General features: G+C 42.7%; 18 protein-coding genes, 2 tRNA genes and 3 pseudogenes. 14 read left to right on the top strand and 9 right to left on the bottom strand.

Going from position 1 to position 24859, the window contains the following annotated elements; genetic code table 11:
* Window positions 1–8 precede the first annotated feature (8 nt).
* Complete coding sequence (locus tag BN8908_RS10695; RefSeq protein ID WP_068690531.1) at window positions 9–887, bottom strand: carbohydrate kinase family protein; 879 nt, start codon at window positions 885–887, stop codon at window positions 9–11.
* 186 nt (window positions 888–1073) lie between these two features.
* On the opposite strand from BN8908_RS10695, the gene BN8908_RS10690 reads away from it, so the two are divergent.
* The 6 genes and pseudogenes from BN8908_RS10690 to lgt all read left to right on the top strand — a co-directional run bounded on the left by BN8908_RS10690 (window position 1074) and on the right by lgt (window position 4224).
* Window positions 1074–1892, top strand: coding sequence for a NigD1/NigD2 family lipoprotein (locus tag BN8908_RS10690; protein ID WP_068690529.1), 819 nt, complete (start codon window positions 1074–1076; stop codon window positions 1890–1892).
* 112 nt (window positions 1893–2004) lie between these two features.
* Window positions 2005–2087: transfer RNA gene (locus BN8908_RS10685), tRNA-Tyr, on the top strand.
* Window positions 2088–2267: 180 nt separating this feature from the next.
* Window positions 2268–2340: transfer RNA gene (locus BN8908_RS10680), tRNA-Gly, on the top strand.
* Between the two features lie 103 nt (window positions 2341–2443).
* Window positions 2444–2536 (top strand): annotated as a pseudogene (locus BN8908_RS19095) (Arm DNA-binding domain-containing protein); the annotation flags it as partial.
* A gap of 72 nt (window positions 2537–2608) precedes the next feature.
* Window positions 2609–2755 (top strand): annotated as a pseudogene (locus BN8908_RS18985) (IS256 family transposase); the annotation flags it as partial.
* A gap of 638 nt (window positions 2756–3393) precedes the next feature.
* Window positions 3394–4224, top strand: a complete 831-nt coding sequence (gene lgt / locus BN8908_RS10665; RefSeq protein WP_068690522.1) for a prolipoprotein diacylglyceryl transferase — start codon at window positions 3394–3396, stop codon at window positions 4222–4224.
* A gap of 376 nt (window positions 4225–4600) precedes the next feature.
* Here the strand turns inward: lgt and BN8908_RS10660 are convergent, their stop codons facing one another.
* The 8 genes and pseudogenes from BN8908_RS10660 to BN8908_RS10630 all read right to left on the bottom strand — a co-directional run bounded on the left by BN8908_RS10660 (window position 4601) and on the right by BN8908_RS10630 (window position 10426).
* On the bottom strand, window positions 4601–5593 hold the full coding sequence (locus tag BN8908_RS10660; protein WP_068690520.1) for a hypothetical protein: 993 nt from the start codon (window positions 5591–5593) through the stop codon (window positions 4601–4603).
* A 177-nt stretch (window positions 5594–5770) separates the two neighbouring features.
* Window positions 5771–5920, bottom strand: a pseudogene (locus BN8908_RS18235) (ATP-binding protein); the annotation flags it as partial.
* 65 nt (window positions 5921–5985) lie between these two features.
* Window positions 5986–6204: a hypothetical protein gene (locus BN8908_RS10655; RefSeq protein ID WP_021987383.1), complete on the bottom strand. Its 219-nt coding sequence runs from the start codon at window positions 6202–6204 to the stop codon at window positions 5986–5988.
* Between the two features lie 90 nt (window positions 6205–6294).
* Window positions 6295–6747, bottom strand: a complete 453-nt coding sequence (locus BN8908_RS10650; protein WP_021987384.1) for a cold-shock protein — start codon at window positions 6745–6747, stop codon at window positions 6295–6297.
* 81 nt (window positions 6748–6828) lie between these two features.
* Entirely contained in the window at window positions 6829–7953 is a 1125-nt protein-coding gene (locus BN8908_RS10645) for a DEAD/DEAH box helicase (RefSeq protein ID WP_021987385.1), read from the bottom strand.
* Between the two features lie 92 nt (window positions 7954–8045).
* Window positions 8046–9119: an NAD(P)H-dependent flavin oxidoreductase gene (locus BN8908_RS10640; RefSeq protein WP_068690517.1), complete on the bottom strand. Its 1074-nt coding sequence runs from the start codon at window positions 9117–9119 to the stop codon at window positions 8046–8048.
* Window positions 9120–9324: 205 nt separating this feature from the next.
* Window positions 9325–9606, bottom strand: coding sequence for an RNA recognition motif domain-containing protein (locus BN8908_RS10635; protein ID WP_021987387.1), 282 nt, complete (start codon window positions 9604–9606; stop codon window positions 9325–9327).
* 325 nt (window positions 9607–9931) lie between these two features.
* Window positions 9932–10426: an FUSC family protein gene (locus BN8908_RS10630; protein WP_161945866.1), complete on the bottom strand. Its 495-nt coding sequence runs from the start codon at window positions 10424–10426 to the stop codon at window positions 9932–9934.
* Window positions 10427–10886: 460 nt separating this feature from the next.
* On the opposite strand from BN8908_RS10630, the gene BN8908_RS10625 reads away from it, so the two are divergent.
* The 8 genes from BN8908_RS10625 (at window position 10887) to BN8908_RS10585 (ending at window position 24854) form a co-directional block, all read left to right on the top strand.
* Window positions 10887–11483, top strand: a complete 597-nt coding sequence (locus BN8908_RS10625; protein WP_068690516.1) for an RNA polymerase sigma-70 factor — start codon at window positions 10887–10889, stop codon at window positions 11481–11483.
* Between the two features lie 8 nt (window positions 11484–11491).
* The gene (locus BN8908_RS10620; RefSeq protein ID WP_148453279.1) at window positions 11492–11740 is read left to right on the top strand and encodes a hypothetical protein; all 249 of its coding nucleotides are present in this window, start codon (window positions 11492–11494) and stop codon (window positions 11738–11740) included.
* 142 nt (window positions 11741–11882) lie between these two features.
* Window positions 11883–13061, top strand: coding sequence for a FecR family protein (locus BN8908_RS10615; RefSeq protein WP_068690513.1), 1179 nt, complete (start codon window positions 11883–11885; stop codon window positions 13059–13061).
* 75 nt (window positions 13062–13136) lie between these two features.
* Window positions 13137–16622 carry a TonB-dependent receptor gene (locus tag BN8908_RS10610; protein ID WP_161945865.1) on the top strand — a complete coding sequence of 1162 codons (3486 nt, stop codon included), beginning with the start codon at window positions 13137–13139 and terminating at the stop codon, window positions 16620–16622.
* A gap of 12 nt (window positions 16623–16634) precedes the next feature.
* Complete coding sequence (locus BN8908_RS10605; RefSeq protein WP_068690509.1) at window positions 16635–18083, top strand: RagB/SusD family nutrient uptake outer membrane protein; 1449 nt, start codon at window positions 16635–16637, stop codon at window positions 18081–18083.
* Window positions 18084–18165: 82 nt separating this feature from the next.
* Complete coding sequence (locus tag BN8908_RS10600; RefSeq protein ID WP_068690507.1) at window positions 18166–19644, top strand: M28 family peptidase; 1479 nt, start codon at window positions 18166–18168, stop codon at window positions 19642–19644.
* 34 nt (window positions 19645–19678) lie between these two features.
* Window positions 19679–22102, top strand: a complete 2424-nt coding sequence (locus BN8908_RS10595; RefSeq protein ID WP_068690505.1) for an alpha/beta hydrolase family protein — start codon at window positions 19679–19681, stop codon at window positions 22100–22102.
* 418 nt (window positions 22103–22520) lie between these two features.
* Window positions 22521–24854, top strand: a complete 2334-nt coding sequence (locus BN8908_RS10585; protein WP_068690503.1) for a sensor histidine kinase — start codon at window positions 22521–22523, stop codon at window positions 24852–24854.
* Window positions 24855–24859 lie beyond the last annotated feature (5 nt).

The following is a 24859-nucleotide window of genomic DNA, read 5'->3' as shown; positions in this document are numbered from 1 at the left end:
CTCTGTGTTTAATATTTCAGGTGATCGGGCAACGGGGGCATTGCGCCGTCTTGTGTACAGACATAGGCTGAAACTTCTACAGCCAGACGATGGGCTTCCCGGAGATTCCGGTTTTTGAGCAAGGCTGCACAGAATGTCGCAGTGAAAGAATCTCCGGCACCGACAGTATCCCGTACCTGTATACGGGGAGTTTCGTAAAACGAATTTCCCTCGCAGGTAAATATATAACTGCCGTTTACCCCGCAGGTCAAAATCACTATTTTCAGATCGTAATCCGAGCGCAGAGCGTTGCAGATAGCCTGAGTATCCGTTTGTTTATAACCGAACATATTCCGGATAATCACTAATTCTTCATCGTTTAACTTCAAAATGTTGCATCTGCGGAACGATTGCGCGAGTATTTCCCGGTTATAAAAATGCTGCCGGAGATTGATATCGAATATTTTATATTGTTTGTCTCCGTCTGGCATACGGTCGAGAAAGCGGTTTATCGTGACGCGGGACACCTCCTCGCGTTGCGCCAGCGTACCGAAACATACCGCATTGGTTCGGGCTGCGATCTCTTCCAGTTCCGGGGTATAGGCAACATTATCCCAAGCCACTTGCTGTTGGATTTCATAACACGGAATCCCTGCCTCATCTAAATGAACCAACACACTGCCCGTCGGATAATCGGTTTGTCGGATACTGTAATTTAATTTTTTCATTTTCAGGTGTTCCAATATCTCCCGGCCTGCATTGTCGTTACCGATTGCACTGACAACACAACTGTTTAATCCCGACTGACCGGCATGATAAGCAAAATTGGCGGGAGCACCACCCAGTTTTTTCCCTTCGGGTAGCATATCCCATAGAATCTCTCCGATTCCGACGATAAGTTTGTCCATGATTGATCGTGTATGTATAAAACCGTCTCTAAATTACTAATTTTTCAGTGAATCTGATTCGATGGGAGGAGGAATGATAACCATAAGTTTTCCTCTTTTAGTTAAAATTTCTTATTCTACGCAACTTCTGTTGTTTTTATACATCTATTAAACAGAATTTATGAACAATAATGAAAAAATAAAAGCATGAAAACGGCGAGTATAATGAAGACAGAACAGGTTGCTGCAAATAAAAACAAATCTTTTTTTAAAGGATTTACAAAAGCGAAGTATTTGTTTATTGCATTTTTTACTTTGTTGTTACTGAATATACTGTTATCGTCTTGCGATGACGACGGTTATAGTCTAAACGATCTTTACGGAGATTACGGTGTCGTAAATAAAGAAGGGAGTTCCTATACGATCAGTACTGATTTAGGAGCGGTGTTATTTCCGTCCGCCTCGAATGTTTCTCCGAATTATCTGGAAGACAAAGACCGGGTTATTGTTACTTTTTCAATTTTGGGAGATGCTGACACCAGTAGTATGTACGATTATTATGTGAAAGTTGTGGATGTTTATAAAGTACTGACGAAAGATGTTATTCCTTTTTCCGCCTCTATATCGGATAGTTTGGGAAACGATCCGGTAATATTGGATAAGGCTTGGATCAAACACGATTATCTGACTTTCGATTTTGTATTCGGCGGGGGACTGCCCGGTTTGAAACATATGGTGAATCTGGCACAACACCCGCAGAAAACCGAGGATGGACGTATTCTGCTGGAATTCCGTCACAATGCGTTCAGAGATATGAGTAATTATGCCTATCGTGGAGTCGTGGCTTTCCCGGTCTCTTCTATTCAGACAGAGGCACAGGATTCAGTACAGCTTCGTATAAAATACCGGGAAAATGGACGGGATAAGCAATACGATCTTACCTGGTACAAGGATGAACCGCAAAATTCCGGTGATAAATTGTATTCTATAACAGGAAAACGTTATCAATCAGAGAGTCTGAAATAGAGTTATAGATTGTAGGTTTGTTATGTGTAATTTTTTAGGTGAAAAATTTGCGGTTTAAAAACAAAGGGCTATCTTTGTACCCGCAAAAGAAACAACAGTTCTTTGATAAGATGGGGAGATACCAAAGCGGCCAACTGGGGCAGACTGTAACTCTGCTGACTTATGTCTTCGTAGGTTCGAATCCTGCTCTCCCCACAAATTTTAAATTGCGGATACAAGGCATCCGATGATTTCGTTTTTCGCAATTCAAAATTTACAAGGTTCCCCTTTACGGATCGACGGGCCACACAAACCTGTCCTGCCACGGGAAATTCTTTGAATACTTTCACTCAAAGAAAAAACGTAAAGCCGCCTAAAGGGAAAAACCTGCATCACGCGGAAATAGCTCAGTCGATAGAGCACTAGCCTTCCAAGCTGGGGGTCGCGGGTTTGAGTCCCGTTTTCCGCTCTCAATCACAGGTAGTTACGAAAGTGACTACCTTTTTTCTTTTCCCTGTTTTTTGTGGTTTTGAACCATCTGTTTAAACCGAGGTTTAAACCAGAATTTAGCCATGAATGCCTCTATTTCAGTGGTTTGTTACAAATCAAAAACATTATCCAATGGCGAACACCCATTAATGCTCCGAGTTACCAAAGACCGGAAGATAGTGTTTCAAAAAGTGTGTAAATCCCAAGTTTAATTATTTTTGTAATGCAACTTTCAAAAATGAATTATTATGGAATTTACACATGAACAAATTTCGGAAATAATTTCTGAAATCACAAATGGGGAACAAGGTTTACAAGGCTTGGTAAAACAAGGCCTGGAGAGCTTAATGGTGTCTGAGCGTCGTCTTTATAATTCAGATCAGCCGGACGTGAGCAAATGTTTATTGAGAGTTCTAACGAACCCCACGATTATGTCGTTTTGATATTAATAGTTACAAAGAAAACACAGATCAATATAACTTTAACAGCTCAATGGACAATCTTCTTCAGGTAGCCATATATATAAAAAGGCCGGGAAATATGAAGTTATGATAGTATCTATAAAAATGGACTGTTTGGATTTTTATGATTTTAAAATGAGAGAGAGATTGAAAATAGAGTTTAAGCATGTTCATTATTGGTCGACTATTCCACTTTCTTATTTTATGACTATATTTTGTTTCCTTATTAAGGATTATAATAAAGCTTTGAAATATTTAAATTATTATATTAAAACATCCAAAATTCAAAAAGACACCTATTATGATGAAGTAATCAAGTGTTTTTAATTATCTTAGTCAAGGAAAAGACAGACAATTTTTAAAACGAAATATTTCTTTTGAAATACTTTCAGATTTTAACGAGGCTGATATTTGGAATAAAATAGATTTACCGGAATGTCCGAATTGTTTTATTTGTAAATTAAAAGAAGCATGCAATACACAGGGTAAATATATTCTTGAAAAAAGGATATTGGAAAAGAAAAAGGAGTGTGTTATAAATCAATCTGAATTTAATCAATTTTGCAATTAAGATGTTAATGTATATTAATTGGAATGTCGATCCCGTTTTTTTAAATTTAGGCGTAATTGAATTACGTTATTACAGTTGTTTGTTTGCTTTAGGGATATTTATTGGCTACAATTTAGTAGCAAAGTTGTATAAACTGGAAAATATACCTCAAGAAAAAGTTTATTCTCTGTTTGTTTATGCTGTTTTGGGTATTGTTATTGGAGCCCGTTTAGGGCATTGCCTGTTTTATGACTGGGATTATTTCAGTAAACATCCGTTGGAAATTATATTACCTTTTAAATTTCAACCTGGTTTCAAATTTGTCGGTTATCAGGGGTTGGCGAGTCATGGCGGAACTATGGGTGTTTTGATAGCCCTGTATTTGTATAGTAAGAAATATAAACTGAATTATTTAGGAACTATAGATAAAGTTGCGATAGTAGCACCTTTAACGGGGGCTTTTATTCGATTTGGTAATTTAATGAATTCTGAGATTATAGGAAAAGAATCAACCGCTCCTTTTGCTTTTATTTTTAAGCGTATTGATTTTATACCGCGTCATCCCAGCCAGTTGTATGAGGCTTTGGCTTATTTGTTTATTTTCATTGTTTTGTGGATATTGTTTAAAGCATTAAGAAGTAGAGTTGCTTATGGTTTTTTTACGGGATTAGCTATTGCTTTGATATTTCTGGCCAGATTTTTTATCGAATTTACGAAAGAGAACCAAGTCGGTTTTGAGGATGGAATGTTTTTTAATATGGGGCAATTGTTAAGTATTCCATTTGTTATAATAGGGATAGGACTGGCAGTTTTTAAATGGAGATCCTCGAAGTGTAGTAATGTACGAAAATGACCGATACTATTTTAGAAATTAAAAATTTGAGGAAAAGTTATTTTTAGAATTCAATAGCACCCGGGGACGGGGGTAAAGTGCTAATTGTACCTTCCTTTTGGACTTTAAAAGGCAATTCTTTCACTGCATTGTTCTCATTAAATGAAGTATACAACAAAAGGGGATATTCATTATAAATTATCATTTCAGCTATTAATTTTAATGGTACTATTATTATTGTCATCCCGGACCTGGTTCGGGACCGCAATGGAAACGAAACGTAAAGTTTTAATCAGAAGAGGAAAGGTTCCTTTGGAATTTGGTATAATCTGGTATATAAGTGCCTTATGTTAATAATAGTACTATATTAGTGTAAAGATGTATACTCCTAACATAATTATCCGTGCCCATCTGCCTTTATATGGTCCCAATTCTGCCTTATTTCTTCTCCTCTCTCTTGTGGAACCCCCATGCTTATCAATTTGTTTTTATCAATAGCAGGAAGATCCTTTTTTAACAATAGAAAAGGTGTCACAAATATAAAATTTTTATTTCGCATTAAAAATGTCACTTCATCTTTAGTTCCTTTGATCTGACGATTCCTTATTTGTCTGGTTTGGTAAGCCTGAGGATTTTGATTTAAATTGAAGATAATATCAGTGTGACAAATCTTTATATAATTACAATTTAAACTATTTATATAATTGTAATTATTTTCAAATGAGTAAGTTTTTTGATTTTGAACTAAATTAAGAGTGAAAAAATCAGGAAGTTTATTATTATGTAGAACAAACTCATCAATACCACTTTCTAAACTCCTAGCTCTGCTCTGATCATGTCCTATGTAACAAATGTCACCTTCTATATTGTCCGCCTGCTGTCTTAATTGTTGCCATCTTTCGTTAGCCCGGGCTGAGGTGAACCTCGCCTCTGTAGGTGTTGCCTGTCTTTTAGCTTTCTTTAAGTCAAAAAATAACACGACATCAATCTTATCATCTGCATTATTGTCATTCCATAAATTGATGAATTGTCCTATCTTTTCTAATTTCTTTTTTATATCATTGGTATTATTGATAACCCGAGATAGATAACCTAATGTTATTGCATTAATTTGTACTCCTTTCCCCATGCATGCACGTAATCGTCCTTCGACATAGGCCTTATTGATTTCAGGTACATATTCTGTAATTCCGAAATGACTTAATGCTTCATCTTTAGTTCTTTGCATTACTTTAACATTCTGTTCCGGCATTCTGTTATATATAGATTCTATCAACACCCGTTGCATAACAGTTCTTTCCCGGTTATCAGCAAACGACCTCAACTGTTTACAGGCAACATGTACTTTTCGAGGAGATAAATTCTTACTTGCCTCACTTTGTGTATACATTTTCAGAGCATTTAATAAATTACTTGCAATAGGTAAAAAAGAGCCCGCAGGCCTCTGTTACAAATATATTTTGTTCTTTTCCGGAAAGAAACTTTTATTTACTGACCTCCGATTCCGGTTTGTAAACAATTGCGAAGCAACTTCAGACGTAAGCGGAATGAACCTTTAAAGCAAAGCTTAAACTGTCAGATACATTTTCATTCTCAGCACATTTTCTCCATTTTCGCGTATATACTCCACTTCATCCATCACCTGACGGATCAGGAAAATACCGAGTCCACCGACCTCCCGTTCATCATCAGCCAATGTAATGTCCGGATTTTGCCGGGTTGTCGGGTCAACAACATTCGGGGACGGGGGTAAAGTGCTATTTGTATTTGATTATGATTGCTTTACCATCCTCCCGATCTTAAACTGTGTCGTTTTTTATAGTTTTCTATGCGAATGTCGATTTCTTCCTGAGACAGATAGGCTGGGAATTCGAAGGTAGTTCGTGCGCTGATGGCGACATGAATTACTTCACCTATTCTCTTTTTATATTCATTCAATGCATTTTCAGCCGACTGGTTGGATGAACTTTTTTCAGAACGGATGTTTTTATTTTTATCCATATTTTAAATTGTATTTTAGGATTGTCATATTTTTTCTGAAAACGGTTTATCTTCACCTTCATAATGACCTTTGGTCGGAGATAGGAGATATCAGGACGCTGATCTATCTATAGTACAAATATTTATTGCATTCATGCCTCTTTTGCCGCGTTCCAGATCGAACGTTACAATATCGTTCTCGGCAATATCGTTCACTACATTGCTCACATGAAAAAAATATTTATCTGTTCCTGAAAGGTCCTTTATAAAACCGTAACCTTTTGATGTGTTTAAATGTTCTATTCGTCCTTTCAGAACGGCTTGTGCTTCCTTTTTAGGTGTCGATATCCTGATTTCCTCCTGATCTATTTCCTTCTTCTTGCAATTGTTTTCCGGGGGCGTGGATGTGATCATGCCGTTTTCATCGACGTAGGCTATCATATCATCGAAATTACTCACTTTACCGGATCGCTTTCTTTCCTCTTTTCTGTTTTGTTTTTCCACTCTCCGGGCTTGTTTTTTCTTTTCATTTTCACGCTTACCGAGAATTGCAGGTCTTGCCATATAATATGTATTTAATTTATGATGTGAATGAATAATTTTTTTGAATCCGGATAGAATTCAGTGTAATTTAAAATCTGTGCATCAGGCTGAAAGTTCGGCTTTGCAGAGTTTCTTGCCTGTTAATTTTTGAATGTTATTGACCAGTTTACGTTCTTCCTGAGAGCAAAAAGTGAGTGCCGTTCCTGTGTTTCCCGCTCTTCCGGTTCGTCCGATACGGTGTACGTAGGTTTCAGGGACGTCGGGGAGGTCATAATTGATCACCAGCGGTAATTCATTGATGTCGATTCCCCGGGAAGCGATGTCTGTCGCTACCATCACCCGTGTTCTGCCCGATTTAAAATTTCCCAATGCCGCTTGCCTGGCTGCCTGGCTTTTGTTGCCATGAATGGCCTGGCTTCCGATACCAGCTTTGTTCAACGACCGTACAATCCGGTCGGCATTGTGTTTGGTACGTGAAAAGACAAGTACCGATTGATTTTCTGCTTTTCGTAAGAGTGAAATCAGGAGGTGTCCTTTTTCTTCTTTTTTTACAAAATAAATGAATTGCTCGACCGTATCGGTGGTTGATGACACGGGTGTTATTTGTATTTTTACCGGATTTTTCAGTAAAGTGCTTGTCAGAGAAACGATACTGGGCGGCATCGTCGCTGAAAAAAACAGGGTTTGCTTTGCTTTCGGCAGTTTGGGTAAAATCCGTTTGATATCGTGAATGAATCCCATGTCGAGCATCCTGTCGGCCTCGTCGAGTACAAAATACTGTACGCTTTCCAAATGTATATACCCCTGATTCATTAAATCGAGCAGACGTCCCGGAGTAGCTACGAGTATATCCGTACCTTTCTGTAACATCTTTACCTGTGGATGCTGGTTTACTCCTCCGAATATAACTCCGTGATGTACACGGGTGTATTTGGCATAGTCGCCGATACATTCACTGATCTGTAATGCCAGCTCCCGGGTGGGAGTCAGGATCAGGGCTTTGATACCCTTCCGGTTCATCGTCTCTTTGTCTGTTTGTATATGTTGTATGATGGGTATTGCAAACGAGGCGGTTTTACCTGTTCCTGTTTGGGCACACCCCAGCACATCCCTTTGGGCCAGTGCGGCAGGAATTGCTTTTTCCTGGATAGGTGTCGGTACGGTATATCCTTTTTCTTCAATAGCTGCTAAAATAGGTGCGGCTATATTTAATTCTTTAAATGTCATATCTATTATTTTTGCTGTATAGAAAACAGCAGTTATACAAATGCTTCATCCCGGTCTGCAACGGAGAGGATTTTGTCAAAATTCCTTCTTTCTCAGGCCAGACAGTGAGAAGCTGAAAAAAAATCCTTTTTTAAAGTGTGGATTACTTCTTTTACACTTCTTATTTTTTCTGCCAGATAGGCATTGCTGCCTGCAAAGGCATATCCTTTGGTCATATGGCCAATGGCTGCATTATATAGTGCGGCCATAATACAATAAGGGCTTTGCGTATAATCGCAGGTTTTGATACAATGCAACGGACAACATGCAGGTTTTTCCAACCCTTTTTCCACCCTGCGGAGAAATTCTCCGTTGATGGCTCGTCCCGGCATGCCGACAGGACTTTCGATAATGATTATATCTGTGGATTTTGCATGCAGATACACATCTTTAAAAGCCTGGGCCGCATCACACTCCCATGTCGTAACAAAAATACTTCCCAGCTGCACGGCTGAAGCACCGAGCTTAAAAAAGCGGGCAATATCTTTACCGGTGGATATACCGCCAGCAGCAATTACCGGAATGTTTTTTATGTCTTTATAAGCGGATATTGTCGTTAACACTTGGGGAACCAGTGATTCCAGGGCATAATTTTCATCCTTCAGTTGGGCTTTCTTGAAACCTAGGTGTCCGCCTGCTTTTGGTCCCTCGACTACAATCGCATCCGGCAGATAAGCGTAATTTTTTTGCCATTTGTCACAAATAATTTTTGCTGCTCTTGCAGAAGAGACAATGGGTATTAATTTCGTACTGCTTCCTTGAGTCAAATAGGAAGGCAAATCGAGCGGCAAGCCTGCTCCGGAAAATATAATATCGGCTTTTTCCCTGATAGCCGTACAAACCATATCGGCATAATTAGAAAGGACTCCCATAATATTTACACCGATAATCCCGTTTGTTTTTTGACGTGCTTTCCGGATTTCTTCTTCTAATCCCCGGATGCATTTTTGGGCGTAATCCCCTTTTTCTTCGGAGTATAGTAATCCTAATCCGGCACAGGAGATAACGCCTATACCTCCTTCGTTAGCAACGGCAGAGGCCAGACCGGATAATGAAATGCCGATTCCCATACCCCCTTGGATAATAGGTATTTTAACCTCAGTGTTTCCAATAAAAAATGATTTCATAAATTTTTGTTATGATAAAACGAGAACAAAAAAGTTTAATAAATCTATTTCAGAATGGAAAGATACAGGCTTGCAAGAACCTGATACAACATTGAGGAGGGAGAGTAAATTGAACTTAATTGCTGTATACTGTTTCCTAATTGTATACAACAGAAAATTTATTTTCTGTTGTATAGGATAGGGATGTGAATATTATTCGCAACTATTATCGTCTTTCACGGTATCCGCCGTTTGACGGTCTTTCTGTCCGGGGACGCGCAATATTTACCATAATTGTTTTACCGTCGTATTCTGTTCCGTTAAGTTCGTCGATTGCTTTTTGGCCTTCTGTATCGTTTTGCATTTCAACGAAACCGAATCCTCTGGATTTTCCGGTATATCTGTCTGATATGATTTTAGCTGAAGAAACGTCTCCGTACCCTGTAAATAATTCGTTTAAGTCTGCATCATTTGTGCCGTAGCTCAAACCTGAAATGTAAATGTTCATTTGAAATTTTTTAAATAAATACTGAATTAGAGAGAAGGATAATTAAAGGAGAGACCTGCTTAATATGTAAAGAAGAACTATAACGATAATGATTCATAACTCTAATTGCAGACAAAGGTAATACAATAAATAAGATAAGCAATTTTATTTGCCGTTTTTATTATTTGGAATGTTCCGGGAGAAGCAGGCCCGGTGTTATACACACTCATCTCTCTGTTTACAGCCTGACAGGAACGCGATGGTCCGGTATAAACGGTCTCCGCCGGAATTATCTTATTAATTCCGGTTCGTCCTGTGCGGATAACACAAGACTCTCGTATGTTGTCTATATTCTTTTATTCGGGATGTCTACATTTTTCCAGATGGTCCGGAATTTCTGAAATATATATTCCAGCCACACCATAAAGATACCGATGCCGGCTCCGACAGCCGATTCGCTGAAACGTAAAAGTCCGTTCGCCCATGGAGGCAGATCCGGATATTCCCGGGAGATAATAAGAATCACGGATAACGTGATCGTAGCCATTTTCCCATTGTCGGGAACCTTTAAAAGCATACAAATCACTTCCAGAATAAATACGGCAACAATCATTCCGATAATCGTAAATGGATAAAACAGTAGATATATCCAGGCGATAAGAGCTCCCATAAAAGTACCCAATACCCTCAGCCAGCCGTTATGAAGCGAATTTTTCAGATCATTTTCCTGCAATACGACAATAGAAGAGGTACAAGCCAGTATAGCACCGATATAACCGGAATTTTCGTGAAAATGTCCGGTGACGTAATTTCCGAAAAAATAAGATAGTAAGACAGCCATACATTTCAAAAAAGCTGTCTCTGGATGAATACGCCGGATTATATTCAAGAGCTTCATATTCCTGATACAATAATGACTTACATACGCATATTTCCTGTTTTAGTTATGTATTTTATATTTTCACGAATGTATTTTGTTGTTACGGGAATCCCCCGAACTTATTTGTATTATGGCATTTAATTTTGATATTCAGTGTGTTTTTTGCAAATTTATAGAATGGTTAAATTTAATGCGTGTTGTGATGGGGCAGCATTTACAGATACTCCATCGTAAAATATATAAAATCCGGGGACTGCGGGTAATGCTGGAGCGTGGTTTAGCAGAAATGTATAAAATGCTGACAAAAGTAGCACTTTAGCCCCGTCCCCGGGTGCTATTTGTGTTTTTTTCGTGTAATATTGGAGTTAATAAAAACGATATATTGCATTTTTTATATTTTTGCCTGTGTATCTGATCGATTATGGTGGAAAAAGATAAATTATTGGAAAAAGTCTGTTGCGGGGATGAGCGGGCCTATCAGGGTTTGTTCAGGATGTATTATGCGGATCTGGTGGCTTTTGCCTATAGTTTGTTGAAGGATTTGGGGAAGGCGGAAGATGTGGTGCAGGAGTTTTTTGTCAATTTCTGGTGCGAAAAAAAATATAAGAATGTACATTCTTCTCTGGACAGTTATCTGTTCCGGGCGGTGAAGAATGCGTGCCTCAACCATATCCGCGATGAGCGGTACCGCGTTAGGAAGCTGGAGGAGGTATGGAAGAACCGGGAAGAGGAGGAGACAGACAAGGAGGAGGAGACAGAGGAAAAGGAGGCGGTGTATAAGGCTATTGCCGAATTGCCGGAGCAATGCCGGCGTATTTTTATGATGTGTTGCGTGGAGGGGAAAAAGTACCAGGAGGCTGCCGATGCTTTGAATATTTCCGTAAATACCGTCCGTACGCAGATGGGGAGAGCTTTTAAGACGTTGCGGGAAAAGCTGGCCGGAAAAACTTATTCTATGTTGCTTTTGCATTTTTTTACCGGAGGGTGGAAATTTGTTCCGGAAGATAGCGGAATGTAATGTCCGGAGTGTCGTTAAAACTGTTTCCCGGTGAGTCATTTGAAGGTATCCGTTTCCCGGATGCGGTTATTCCGGTAGCTGTGTCCCTGAAAATTTCATATCCGGATGTCCTTAAGCCTGTTTTTGAGTTTATGCCTGATACCGTCTTTACGGAGGGGCTTGTATTGCGGAAAAGACCGGGTAAATGCGGTCGTGTGCGAGGCAATGGCGGTTGCCGTTTCGGGTGTATTTTTCCGGTGGTTGTTGTTTTGGGGTAATGCTGTGATCGGATAGATACCGGATAAGAAAAAAATTAAAAAATAATTACACTTTTTGTCATACGATCGGAAAGTTTGTGTGTCTTTTGGGTATAAAGTGGAGAAATGTGTGTTTAAGGGAAAGATTATAAAATTGGTAAAGATGGATTTTAGAAACGACAGGATGTGGGAAATTATTGCAGCCTATTTGTGTGGAGAAGAGGTGGAGGCTGCCGATATGGAACGGTTGCAGCAGTGGCTGGAAACCGGGGATCACCGCCATGAATTGAGACAGTTGGAGCGTTATTATAAGGAACAATCGGTTCGGCAAGGAATAGACGAGGAGAGGGCTTATCATTCGGTGTTCGGAAAGATACGGGAGGAGAAACGAGGCAGGCGTTTGGGGGTGATCCGGTGGTGGGGTGCGGTGGCTTCGATTGTGATGCTCGGCATCGTTACGGCGACAGTTTTATTGCGTACAGGTGCATTCCGGCCTGAGGTTTTGGAGGTGGCTGGAAACGATTTCACCGTGTCCGATCCGATGGAGGTGGTTTTGCAGTTAGCCAGCGGACAACAGATTTTGTTGGAGGAGGACGATAAACTGTCTTTGCCGGATGAGTACGGGGCGGTTTATAATCAGAACGGTGTGTTGAGTTTCGGAACTGCCTGTCCGAAAGGGGGTACGGGCGAGAAGTATAATGTGTTGAAGGTACCGAGGGGAAAGGAGTATCAGGTTATTTTGCCGGACAGCACCCGGGTGTGGCTGAATGCAGACAGCCGGTTGCGTTTCCCGTTGGCTTTCGGAGAGAAGGAACGGCGTGTATTTCTGGAAGGAGAGGCTTATTTCGATGTGAAGAAAGCAAAAGATTGTCCTTTTATCGTGGAAACCGACCGGATCGATGTGGAAGTGTTGGGTACTCGTTTCGATGTCAAGGCCTATTCTGATGAGGAAACCGTATATACGACTTTGCTGACCGGATCGGTGCGGATTGTTGCAGACGGGGTGCGTGACCGGAATGTGGAGTTGAAACCGGCTCAGCAATATAGCCTGGACCGGAAATCCAGACAGCAGAAGGTGGAAGAAGTCGATCCTTCGTTGTATGTGGCCTGGATGGACCGGATGTTTGTTTTTTGGAATCAGCGTCTGGAAGATGTGATGAAGGATCTGACCAAATGGTATGATGTGGAGTTTGTCTTTGCCGATGAAGTTGCCGCAGATATGAGGATTTCAGGGAATATCGAACGTTCCAGGGATTTGACTGCGGTGTTGGATATGATTACGGGGTTGAGGAAGGTGGAGATCGTGCAACGGGACGGAAAATATGTGGTACGTGCTAAATAAAAACAGGACGAGCCGATGTTGCAGCACCGGTCTCGCCCTTACTGGTTGTTTAATCTTAATAAACATTACAAAGTTATGAAAAAAGTAAGTGAAAACGTTTTCCCTCCGTCCGGGAAAATAAAAAAATTGTGGTTGACCATGAAATTTTCTTTTTTGATCTTGTTTTGCCTTGCAATGCAATCTTTTATCGAGTTGGAGGCACAGAAGCTGACGGTAAAGATGGAGAACGCTTCTTTGGAAGAAATTTTATGGAACTTACGAAAGCAAACCAAGTTCGTATTTTTGTACAGCAATCAGGATGTGGCGCCTTTTAAGGGATTGAATGTATCGGTGGAAAATGAGAATATGGAGGTGGTGATGAAGGAGGTGCTGAAAAATACAAATCTGGAATACAGTGTGACGAACGATGCTATCGTGATCCGGAAAAAGATGCCCGACAACCGGGTGAAATTTGCTGCTGCACAGCAAAAAATGCGGACGATTCAGGGAACGGTGATGGATAAAAGAAAGGAGTTGCTTCCCGGGGTTACTATTATGGTGAAGGGAACGACTTACGGAGGGACTACGGATATAAACGGAAAATTTTCCTTTCAGGTACCCGATAAACCGGAAACCGAGCTGAGTGTCAGTTATGTGGGCATGGTGCCCCAAAAGATCGTGTTGGGCGACCGGACCGAATTGCATATCGTTATGGAAGAAATGGTGGAGACGATGGAGGAGGTTATGGTGGTGGCTTATGGGACGGTAAAGAAGGAGTCGTTTACGGGGTCTGCCGCTGTGGTGAAAGGAGATCAGATTATGAGGGAATCGGCACCTGTTTCGGCAGAGAAGGCTTTGCAGGGGTATGTGGCGGGGGTGCGTATTACCCAGACCGACGGGCAACCGGGCGCCAAGGCTACGGTGCAGATTCGCGGTATCGGATCGATCAACGGTAATATAGAGCCGTTGTATGTGATCGACGGGGTACCGGTGATTTCCGGGGATATGTCGCAGGTGATGTCTTCTTCCAATGTGATGACGGCTCTGAATCCGAATGATATCGAATCGATGACCGTTTTGAAGGACGCTGCCGCCACTTCCCTTTACGGCTCCCGGGCTGCAAACGGGGTCATTATTATTACCACGAAGCAGGGGCGTGCGGGTAAAACCGTTTTTAATGCCGATTATGAGCACGGTTGGACGACAACGGCTATGCCGCATGAGTTGTTCGGTTTGTATATGACCGGGAAGGAGTATACGGAATATGCTTTGGAAGGCTTGAAAAACCGTTATCTCTATGACCGGAACGCTTTGCCGGGGCAAGCCGCTTACGATGCCGGAAATGCCGGGATTGTGGAGGATGCGATGGCCTATGCTTACAGTAACCTGAATAGCCGGGCCAAGGTGATTCATCCGGACGATCCGTTGGACGGGTCTTTTGATTATAAGCAGGCAGACCCTAAAAAATATTTGTCCCATGCTCGCAATACCGATTGGGCAAAAGCTTTATTCAGTACCGGAAAGGAGGACCGTTTCAATTTTTCGGCCCGGGGAGGAAACGATAAGCTGAAATTTTTCTCTTCTTTTGGGTATATGAAACAAGTCGGTTTGCTGCCTACCAGCAAGTTTCAGCGGGTGACCGGGAAAATCAATGTGGAAAGCCGGGTAAATAAACAAATCAAGTATGCCATCAACCAGACTTTAGCCCAAACGGATCAGTCGGGTACGGCTTCCGGAGGTTATTATTCGAATCCGATCTGGGGAGTGAAGAATACCAATCCGACGGCACCGGTTTATATGCCGAACGGGGAATATTACCGGTATCCCGGTTTCGTTACCAAAATTCCGAATTATAAGAAGAATGTACGGGAGCAGGTGAGGGAATCCTCGAACTTCCGGAGTATGACGACGGTTTCTCTGACGATTGACTTTACCGACTGGCTGACTTTCCGTACGGTGAACGGCATCGACTATCTGCATCTGACGGAGTCTTCCTTTTCGGGGATCGACAGTCATGACGGCCGGAACGAAAAAGGAAATCTGGGTGAGTATCTGACGAAGGTATACGATTTGACGACGTCCAATACCCTGAATTTTACCAAATCTTTCGGGCAGCATAATCTGACAGTATTGGGAGGATATGAGGCCAAGAAGTATAAAAATAAATATTTCGGCGCCTATGGAACGGGTTTTATTTCCGATAAGTTTCTGCAATTGGATAATGCGGCCAACGCTGCAGAGGTCGGCGGGGCATATAGTGACGACCGGTTGGTTTCCTGGTTGCTGAAAGCCGATTACAATTACAAGAATAAATATTATCTTTCTGGTAGTGTGCGTCGTGACGGATCTTCCCGTTTGGCGCTGAAAGAGCGTTGGGGAAATTTCTTTGCAGCCTCGGCAGCCTGGACGATGTCGCAGGAAAAGTTTATGAAGCCGGTGACGTGGATAGATAATCTGCGGTTGAAGGTTTCTTTCGGAACGACCGGAAATTTACCTTCCACTTATTTCGGATCCCAGTCTTTATTTTCTCTGGAGAACAAATACAACGGGAATCCTGTTTTTTTCCTGAAAACGGTAGGAAATCCGAAGCTGACCTGGGAACATTCCTATACCTGGAATGCCGGGATCGATTTTCGCTTGTTCGGTTCCCGTTTGTCCGGCGGTATAGAGTATTATAACAAGATGACGGATAATTTGCTGAACAATGCTTCGGTTTCTGTCAATACGGGTTTTTCCAGTATATTGGTTAACGAAGGCCGGTTGAGAAATTCCGGCGTGGAACTGACTTTAAGCAGCCAGAATGTTGTCGGGGAGGGTTTTAACTGGAGCACCGATTTCAATATTTCCTGGATGACGGCCAAAGTGGAGTCTCTGAAAGACGATGTGATCAGTTCCCAGCGTATTTTCCGGGAGGGAGAAAAGCTTTATTCATTCTATATGCGGGAATGGGCCGGTGTTGACGGACAAACCGGACGTCCTTTGTGGTATAAGAATGTTTACGGCCCTGACGGGAAGACTCCGGTGAAGGATGGAAGTACCACCAGTAAGGTGGCAGAATCGAACCGGGTGGTGCTTTGTAAGGCATATCCGGATTTTTACGGGGGTATGACCAACCGTTTTTCTTACCAGGGAATCGAATTGTCGTTTTTGCTGACGTTTACTTTGGGAGGAAATATGTTTCACAATCTGGACCGTTTGAGTGCCGACGGTCGTTATATCGGTACTTACAATCCGTCCAAGAATGCCGCTGAAGGGGTATGGAGAAAGCCCGGCGACAAGGCTTCAAAGCCTTTGATTATTTACAATAATCCTTACCAGTCCCAGGAATATTCCAGCCGCTATATTCATTCTACCGACCATTTGCGGGTAAAGAATATTTCTCTTTCTTATAATTTGCCGAAAAGGTGGATGGAGAGATGGGGGATTGCCAATACCAAGGTTTATTTTAATGCCACAGATGTACTGACTTTCTATAAATATAATTACATCAATCCGGAAGTGAGTTATACGGGTAATACGAATTCAGGCTCCAGTTATCCGGCGATTAAGTCTTACCGTTTCGGTATTCAGGTTCAATTTTAAAATCGACGAATTATGAAAATGAAATTATATATAGCCGTGTTGTTCAGCTTGCTGTGTTGTTCCTGCGGCAATGATTTTTTAGATATTTCACCCTCGAATTCTGCCGGAGACGCTAATCTGATCAATTCCGTTTCCGATCTCAGGATTGCTACGGAAGGTGTTTATGAGGTGTTGACCAGTTCTTCCTATTATGCGGGAGAATATACATTTGTGGCCGATCTGATGGGGGATCATATGATGGAACCGTCCTGGGGAAGCCAGCATTTAAAGTATTTTTATGCTTACGGTTTAACTAAAGTATCTGCCGGCACCGGTTTTTACCGGTTGATATATCTGGGGGTACAGGATATCAATCTGATTATCGAGAAGGCGGATAAACTGGAGAATACGCCTGAAAAGAAAGCGTTGATTGCCGAATTGAGGACGTTGCGGGCTTTGCTGCATTTTGATCTGGTTCGTATGTACGGTCCGATGTACGGTAATCTCGGTAAAGGCACAATCAAATCCGATGCGTTGGGTATTCGTGTTGCCGGGAAAGCTTACAAGGATGTAAGGGAGGTGTTTTACAGGAGTAAGGTGTCCGACGTGTATGGTTTTATCTGTACGGAGTTGGAGGAAGCCGTGCCTTTGTTGTCAGTAAAGAAGCGAAACGGTTATTTCGATTATTGGGGAGGGCGCGCTTTGCAGGCTAAGGTGTACCTGTATATGGAAAAGGACGCACTGGCTCTTGCGGCAGCCGAAGATGTCATTAAAAACAGCGGTTGTGAACTTTATTCGCGTGACGAATATGTCGCTTCCTGGGGAAAGGAATACGGCTCGGAGTCTTTGTTGGAGTTGCCTACTTCCCTGGAGGACAATGCCGGTTATACTTCGTTGGGATGGATTTGTTCGGAGGCGGGCTATAAGACGGTGGTGCCTACCCGGGATTTTCTGGATTTGGCAGAAGCCGATCCTGAAGATGTACGTTTTAAGTTACTCCGGTATTCAAGTAAGGATAAGTGTTATTATATCTCCGGTAAATATCCGGGCCGGGAAGGAAATATCAAAATCAATAACCCGAAGGTGTTGCGGTTGAGCGAGGTGTATCTGATAGCAGCCGAAGCCGCGTTGAAGGTAAATGATATGAAAAAGGCAAGGGATTATTTGGGAGATTTGCGCAGGGAGAGGACGACGACCGATCCGGATAAGTACAATACAAGGGTAACATTGGAGGATGTCCTTTACGAACGTGCTGTCGAGTTGTACGGCGAGGGCAGCAGGGCCTGGGATTTGTGGAGAAACCGTAAACCGGTGATCCGCTGGCGTACTCCACAGGAAAAGGATGAAAAAGGACATACGGATAATCTGGAGAGTGGAGTGATTCCTTTTGATTTTTTCCAGACCATTTATCCGATCAATGAACGGGAATTGGAGTTGTTGCCGTTAAAAGACCGGGAGTCGCAACAAAATCCCGGTTATTGATACATTATATTGCAATAGGGTTAGTTTACAGTTGATCGAAGGAGCTGTCTTTCGGGGCAGTTCTTTCCTAAAAAAGAAAGATATGATAAAAAAATATATACTTTGTCTGGGTTTGTGTATCGGTATGTTTATGTCCCAGGCCCAGCGTGAATATACGGCTTTCGATAAAGCGTTTCACTCTGTTTCCAGCAATGAAATCATGGAGTTCGTTTATGAAATGTGTAAACCGGAACATAAGGGACGCTTGGCCGGATCACCGGAATATACCCGTTGTGCTCATTGGGCTGCGAATTATTTCTCCGCCTGGGGACTGACACCGGGAGGGGATAACGGGTTTTATTTTCAGAATTTTCCCGTACAATATACCGATGTCAAGGATGCCGGAGTGCTGAAGGTGAAAGGAGAGGATATGGATGTAACTTACCGGATGCCGGACGATTATTATCCGGGTACACATACGGCTTCCGGCGTATTGAAAGGTGAACCCGTTTATGTGGGCTTCGGTATTACGGCACCGGATTTGGGGTATGACGATTATGCCGGGATTGATGTGCGGGGAAAGATTGTGGTCATCGAACCGGGAGTGCCTTGTGAGCGTGAGAATCAGGCGTATGCCCGTTGGGATGAATTTTATTCGGGCTCTGTTTATAAGATTAAAAATGCGGTCAGTCATGGTGCCGCAGGGGCTTTGTTTACCGGAAAATTTTCCCATCCCGGAATTCTCTATAATGACGGTTTTATTTATTGCCATGTCAGCGATAAGGTGGTGAACGATTTATTGACCGGAACATCCTGGACAGCGCGGACTCTGAAGGATAAGATCAGAGGCGATAAGCGTCCTCATTCCATGGTATTGACGGGGAAAGAAGTGGAGATGATGTTCCGGTCTTTTCATGCGCCGAGCCAGACTCAGAATGTGATCGGTTATATTCCGGGGACAGACAAGCGGTTGAAGGATGCACCGATTATCATAGGTGCTCACCTGGATCATCTGGGGTGTCCGGGTATTCTCTTCCCCGGGGCTTTGGACAATGCTTCGGGTAGTGCTATTGTGATGGAGACGGCTAAGGCTTTTGCACAGAGCGGGGTTAAACCTTTGCGTCCGGTGGTGTTTATTCTGTTCGGGGCAGAGGAGCCGGGAATGCTGGGGTCTAAGTTCTATGTCAAACATCCGCTTTTCCCTTTGGAGAAAACATTATGTATGTTCAATCTGGATATGGTGGGGAATGGAACGGAGTTGCGGGTAGGAGGGGTGAATACTTTTCCTGAATTGAAAAAATATTTTACGGAAGCAAATGAACAGTATCTCCGCCGGATTTTACATACTTCGGATTACAGCAAAGCTTCGGGCAGGATGTATACGGACGGTGAGATTTTCAATTTTAACGGTGTACCGGCTTTTTCGCTGGGTACCCGGAATAAGGTGGGAAGAACGTATTATCATGTACCCCAGGATGTGCCTGAAACGCTGACGCCTGAAATTATGGAGGATGTTTCCAAGCTATTGTATACGGTTTTGTGTAAATTGGCATGTGATCCTCACATCCGGCTTTCTGAATGAGATTTTAATATTGAACCATATAATTGATACGATTATGCGAAATACATTTTTTTCTGTTTTTTTAGGTCTGTTATTTGCTTTGCCGGCTCTTCCGACGCTGGGACAGAGCGGTTATCAGCATCCGCCGAAAGCCGTGGAAGATTTGGTTCTTGCTCCGGCTACTCCGGCTTTCTCTCTCAGTCCGCGTATGGATTGTTATCTGATTATCCGGCAAACGGATATTCCTGCGATCCGGGAGCAGGCTCAAGCCGAGTTGAAACTGGCCGGCCGGCGTGTGTTGGCTGCAACGAATTGTCCGAAGATGAGGACAAAAATAAAAGAACTGGAAATCAAATCTTTACCGGGAAAGAAAGTGAAGGAGGGCGTGATTACCGGTTTTCCGGCGGATGTCAACCTGATTAGTTATAAGTGGTCGCCGGATGGCAGCCGTGTCGCTGTTTGTGAAGAGCGGCCGGACGGTATTTATTTATGGGTGGTAGATGTTGCCGACTTGAGGGCCCGGTTGCTGACCGGACGAAAGCTGAATTTCTTTTTCGGGCCGGGGATGTATAGTTGGTCACCCGACAGTAAGTACCTTGTGGTAGCTTTGATTCCTGCGAACCGGGGAGCAATGCCTGCGGATAAGATGCAGAATATCGTTCCCGTCATTCAGACGAGCGAAGGAAAGAGCAATCAGGCGCCGACATATCAGGATTTACTGACTGATGCGTACAGTGAATCGGTGTTCGATTATTACGCTACCTCGGAGCTGGGTATCGTATCTGCCGATAACGGAGAGTTTATGCCGAACGGAAAAGCAGCGGTGTATCTGCCGGCAACTTATTCTCCGGATGGAAAATATCTTTTGGTACGGTATCTGAACCGTCCTTATTCGTATGTTGTTCCGTATACTTTTTTCCCGTCTACAATTGAGATCCGGGATCCGGAAGGGAAGTCGGTGAAGCAGGTTTATCAGAAACCTTTGGTAGAATATGAGTATATCAGTAATAATTCGGCTTCTCCCGAGCCTCGCGGATACGATTGGCGGGCCGATCAACCGGCAACCCTGTATTGGGTAGAGCCTTTGGATGGCGGAAACGGTAAGGTTAAGGCGGAATTCCGGGACCGGGTGATGTTTCTGGAAGCTCCTTTTGAAGGTCAGGCCCGGGAGCTGGTAAAAACGGAGAAACGATATGACGATATTTTTTGGGGGGATGCCCGGCATGCTTTTTTGATGACGTATGATTACGATACCCGTCAGAAAAAATGTTGTCTGTTCGATCCTTCCGAACCGGGAAAAATGCAGGTTGTTTACGATCAGAGTGCAGAGGATTTGTATGCGGATTGCGGTAGGTTGGTTACGACTAAAAATGCTTTCGGACAATATGTGGTGTTTAGCGGTGATAAATATAAGACGGTGTATTTCAGCGGGCGCGGATACTCGCCCCGGGGTGCTTATCCGTTTATTGATGCCCGTCGGTTGGGGACGAACCGAACCACCCGTTTGTGGCAATCGGAGGATCCCTGGTACGAGTATCCGGTGGCTTATCCGGATTTGCTCAAAGGGGAAATCATTACTTCCAGGGAATCCAATACAGAAGCACCGAATTATTATCTGGTGAATTTCAAAAAGAAAAAACAGGTGGCTTTGACTGATTTTCCCGATCCTTATCCGGGGATGAAGGGGGTAACCAAACAGGTGGTCGAGTATACCCGGAACGATGGCGTGAAGTTGAGTGGAACGTTGTTTTTACCTGCCGGGTATAAGAAGGAGAACGGACCTTTGCCGGTTTTGATCTGGGCTTATCCTTCGGAGTATAAAAGCAGTGCCAATGCCGGCCAGCGAAGGGATGCCCCGAATCAATTTATCCGTTATACCCGGACGTCCCCGATCCTTTGGGTGGCGGAAGGTTATGCCGTATTGAACAACGCTTCGTTCCCCATTATCGGAGAAGGTGAAAAAGAGCCTAACGATACTTATGTCGAACAACTGGTTGCCAATGCCAAAGCGGCTGTCGATAAGCTGGTGGAGATGGGAGTAGGTGATCCGAAACGAATGGCTGTGGGCGGTCATTCCTACGGTGCTTTTATGACAGCCAATCTATTGGCCAATTGTGATCTGTTTGCGGCCGGCATAGCCCGCAGCGGAGCCTATAACCGGACACTGACTCCTTTTGGTTTCCAAAATGAAATGCGTACTTTTTGGGAAGCTCCGGAGGTTTATCTGAAAATGTCGCCTTTTGTAAAAGCGGATAAATTGAAGACTCCGATTTTACTGATTCACGGACAAGCCGACAATAATACGGGTACTTTCACGATGCAAAGCGAGCGTTTGTATACGGCTCTCCGGGGGAACGGCGGTACGGTGCGTTTGGTGTTGCTGCCTTATGAAAGTCACGGTTATGTAGCCAAAGAATCCATATTGCATCAAGCGTGGGAAACTTACCGGTGGTTGGAAAAATACGTTAAAAATAAATAATTACCGATAGGAAGGGGAAAATAGTGCTGCAAATGTACGTAGGCATTTGCAGTACTATTCCCCTGATTTATTTTGTATCTCAGTTCGGTACGATTCGTTTTACTTTTGTCAGCTCCTTTCCGATTCATTTTCCTGCTTTTTGTTTCCGGTGTGCCGGTAAACCATCCGGACTTTGTCGTTTTAAACGATACCATCCGAAAAAACGGATCCGGTCCGATATGATCTGTTGTTTTACGGGTATTGAGTTAATTCCGTTATTTTCCTGTTTTAGAAAAGCTTAGATTCGGGGAATAATTTTTATATTCGCAATCGCTATTACCGGTAGTTGATATGATTTCATCATCCGGCAGGAGTAGGGAAATTGCCGTCCGGGGTGACGGTTACTGTGCCATATTATTTTAATTCGCTGATACAATAGATGATTTCGGTAAGAAGGAGATACAGTTATTTTTTTTGTGCGGTTCTTTTCTGTCTTTTATTTGGGGGGATATGGTATTGGGGAATTCAAAATAAAGAGGAGGTAAAGAGGCGGATTGTTTTGTTGCATTCTTTTACGGAGGATACCGGTGTGTACGGAAAATTTCAGGAATTGCTGGAGAAACAATTGAGTCAGGACGGTGTGGAGGTAGAAACACAGGTGTTTTATCTGGATTGCGGGCCATTGAATGAGCAGCAGGAAATTGAGAAGACAAGGAGCTTTCTGAATACATTGGCGGATGATATGCCTGATTTATTACTGGCAGTGGGCGATCAGTCTTCGTATGCTTTACTGATGACGGAGCATCCTATCCTGAAAGAGCTTCCGGTGATTCTTTGTAATGTGCATTATCCCAACGGGCCGGTACTTGAAAATTATAAGGACGACCGGGTTTATATGCTTAGTGATGTGCCTGATTTTCAAAAAAATATAGATTTCATCCGGAGGTTGTATAACCGGGACAATATCAATATCATTTACAATCTGGAACTGACCTATCTGGGGCGTCAGTCGTACAAGGTTCTGAAAGAACAGGTAGACAGAAACAGTATTCATTTTTGGGGCAGGGAATGGGGAATCGGTAATGAAGTGATTTATGAGAAGATAAAAAAGCTGCTGGAATGGGATTCGATTCCGGAATATCCGAATTTCAAACTAAGAGAGAAGATTGCTCCTACCATCGATCTTTTTCCGTTTCGTTATATGCAGGGATTTTCCATGATAACCGCTATGAGTCAATTGAAAGATACCCAGTATTATCAGACGTTTTTAATGGATCGTTCGGATATTGTTTTGGTGCCTTATATTTTGAATATCCCGGCTTTCAGTTGTATTCGGGAGGGCTTTAACGAACAACTGAAGATTATCGGGGGATATATGGCGACAGACGAGAATTCGGCCGCTGCCGCTGCGCAGTTGGCATTGCCGTTATTGTTGGGAAAAAATATAGAAGAGCCTAAAATACAACCCTTGAAAAAGGAGTATGTTATTGATTGGACTTATTTCTCTGTTTTCGATGTATTTGATGCGAAATATATTCCGTTGGGGACAAAAGTTATCAATTATCCGTTTTATGTCCGTTATCGCAAGGATTTGTATATCGGTTTTGGGTTGTTTGTGGTTGTGTTTATCGTTTTGGTCGTCAGTTTAGTTCAGGTGCGTTATAAGTCGCGGATGGAGCGAATGGATATGAAAGCTTTGAAAAAAATTCAGGAGCATTTATCGCTTTCGATTCACGGCGGTCATATTTCGTTGTGGAATATCAGGGGAAAGGAGTTGCATTTCGACCGGAATATTATAGCATTGACCGGGATATCGCAACTGGTTTATGTCTTAACGGATTTTTTGAAATTCGTTCATCCTGAGGATTTGATTTTTATTCATCGGGTATTCGGGGAAATTCACGGGCGGCGTATTGTTATTCAGCGTTTGCGATTGTGCTTTGACGATAGTCAGGCATACCGGTGGTATGAGATCCGTTGCAATAGTATGACGGATAATGCGGGACAATTAATTATAGCCGGTATTATCCAGAGCATCCAGGGGGTGGTGGAGCGTGAGCAGGAATTGATCAAAGCGAAAGAATTGGCCGAACAAGCGGAGTTGAAGCAATCGTTTCTGGCGAATATGAGTCATGAAATCCGCACACCTTTGAATGCGATTGTGGGTTTTACCAATTTGTTGCTTAGTGAAGATTCTGCTGTCGGCGAGGATGAAAGAAAGGAAATTCTCTCGATTATTAATCAAAGTTCAGATTCCTTACTTAAGCTGATCGGAGATGTGTTGGAAATATCCCGTCTGGATTCCGGGAATATGGAGTTTCATATCGAGGAGTACGATCTTACGAAGGTGTTGAAGGAAATATACCGTACTCATCAGGTCGTACTCCATTCTCATTTACAATTTAATCTGGTGATGGAAGAGGAGTTGCCGGTTCGGGTGAATATCGACAAGCTTCGTTTTAACCAGGTGATTTCCAATTTTTTAAGTAATGCGAATAAATTTACGTCAGAAGGCTATATAACTTTGGGCTGTGAGATCCGGCGGGAGGAACAGGAAGTGGTTGTGTATGTAGAAGATTCCGGACGGGGAATAGATGAGGGACATCTGATGTTGATTTTTGATCGTTTTTATAAGACAGATGAATTTGCCCAAGGTACGGGCTTGGGGCTTGCTATCAGTAAAGTGATTATGGAGAGACTTTCCGGCCGTATTGAAGTTGTTTCTCAGGCCGGAAAGGGGAGTCGCTTCTCTGCTGTTTTACCTTTGGTTTAGATTTA

Origin of the sequence: Culturomica massiliensis (assembly GCF_900091655.1) — a bacterium.
GTDB lineage: Bacteria > Bacteroidota > Bacteroidia > Bacteroidales > Marinifilaceae > Culturomica > Culturomica massiliensis.
Note: the sequence above shows the minus strand (reverse complement) of the source record. Positions and strands in the feature narration are given on the sequence as shown.

What these genes read in the sequence shown, in the direction of transcription:
- BN8908_RS10695 (WP_068690531.1), bottom strand. Translation starts at nt 887, where the DNA reads ATGGACAAACTTATCGTCGGAATCGGAGAGATTCTATGGGATATGCTA.
- BN8908_RS10690 (WP_068690529.1), top strand. Translation starts at nt 1,074, where the DNA reads ATGAAAACGGCGAGTATAATGAAGACAGAACAGGTTGCTGCAAATAAA.
- lgt (WP_068690522.1), top strand. Translation starts at nt 3,394, where the DNA reads ATGTTAATGTATATTAATTGGAATGTCGATCCCGTTTTTTTAAATTTA.
- BN8908_RS10660 (WP_068690520.1), bottom strand. Translation starts at nt 5,593, where the DNA reads ATGTATACACAAAGTGAGGCAAGTAAGAATTTATCTCCTCGAAAAGTA.
- BN8908_RS10655 (WP_021987383.1), bottom strand. Translation starts at nt 6,204, where the DNA reads ATGGATAAAAATAAAAACATCCGTTCTGAAAAAAGTTCATCCAACCAG.
- BN8908_RS10650 (WP_021987384.1), bottom strand. Translation starts at nt 6,747, where the DNA reads ATGGCAAGACCTGCAATTCTCGGTAAGCGTGAAAATGAAAAGAAAAAA.
- BN8908_RS10645 (WP_021987385.1), bottom strand. Translation starts at nt 7,953, where the DNA reads ATGACATTTAAAGAATTAAATATAGCCGCACCTATTTTAGCAGCTATT.
- BN8908_RS10640 (WP_068690517.1), bottom strand. Translation starts at nt 9,119, where the DNA reads ATGAAATCATTTTTTATTGGAAACACTGAGGTTAAAATACCTATTATC.
- BN8908_RS10635 (WP_021987387.1), bottom strand. Translation starts at nt 9,606, where the DNA reads ATGAACATTTACATTTCAGGTTTGAGCTACGGCACAAATGATGCAGAC.
- BN8908_RS10630 (WP_161945866.1), bottom strand. Translation starts at nt 10,426, where the DNA reads ATGGCTGTCTTACTATCTTATTTTTTCGGAAATTACGTCACCGGACAT.
- BN8908_RS10625 (WP_068690516.1), top strand. Translation starts at nt 10,887, where the DNA reads ATGGTGGAAAAAGATAAATTATTGGAAAAAGTCTGTTGCGGGGATGAG.
- BN8908_RS10615 (WP_068690513.1), top strand. Translation starts at nt 11,883, where the DNA reads ATGGATTTTAGAAACGACAGGATGTGGGAAATTATTGCAGCCTATTTG.
- BN8908_RS10610 (WP_161945865.1), top strand. Translation starts at nt 13,137, where the DNA reads ATGAAAAAAGTAAGTGAAAACGTTTTCCCTCCGTCCGGGAAAATAAAA.
- BN8908_RS10605 (WP_068690509.1), top strand. Translation starts at nt 16,635, where the DNA reads ATGAAAATGAAATTATATATAGCCGTGTTGTTCAGCTTGCTGTGTTGT.
- BN8908_RS10600 (WP_068690507.1), top strand. Translation starts at nt 18,166, where the DNA reads ATGATAAAAAAATATATACTTTGTCTGGGTTTGTGTATCGGTATGTTT.
- BN8908_RS10595 (WP_068690505.1), top strand. Translation starts at nt 19,679, where the DNA reads ATGCGAAATACATTTTTTTCTGTTTTTTTAGGTCTGTTATTTGCTTTG.
- BN8908_RS10585 (WP_068690503.1), top strand. Translation starts at nt 22,521, where the DNA reads ATGATTTCGGTAAGAAGGAGATACAGTTATTTTTTTTGTGCGGTTCTT.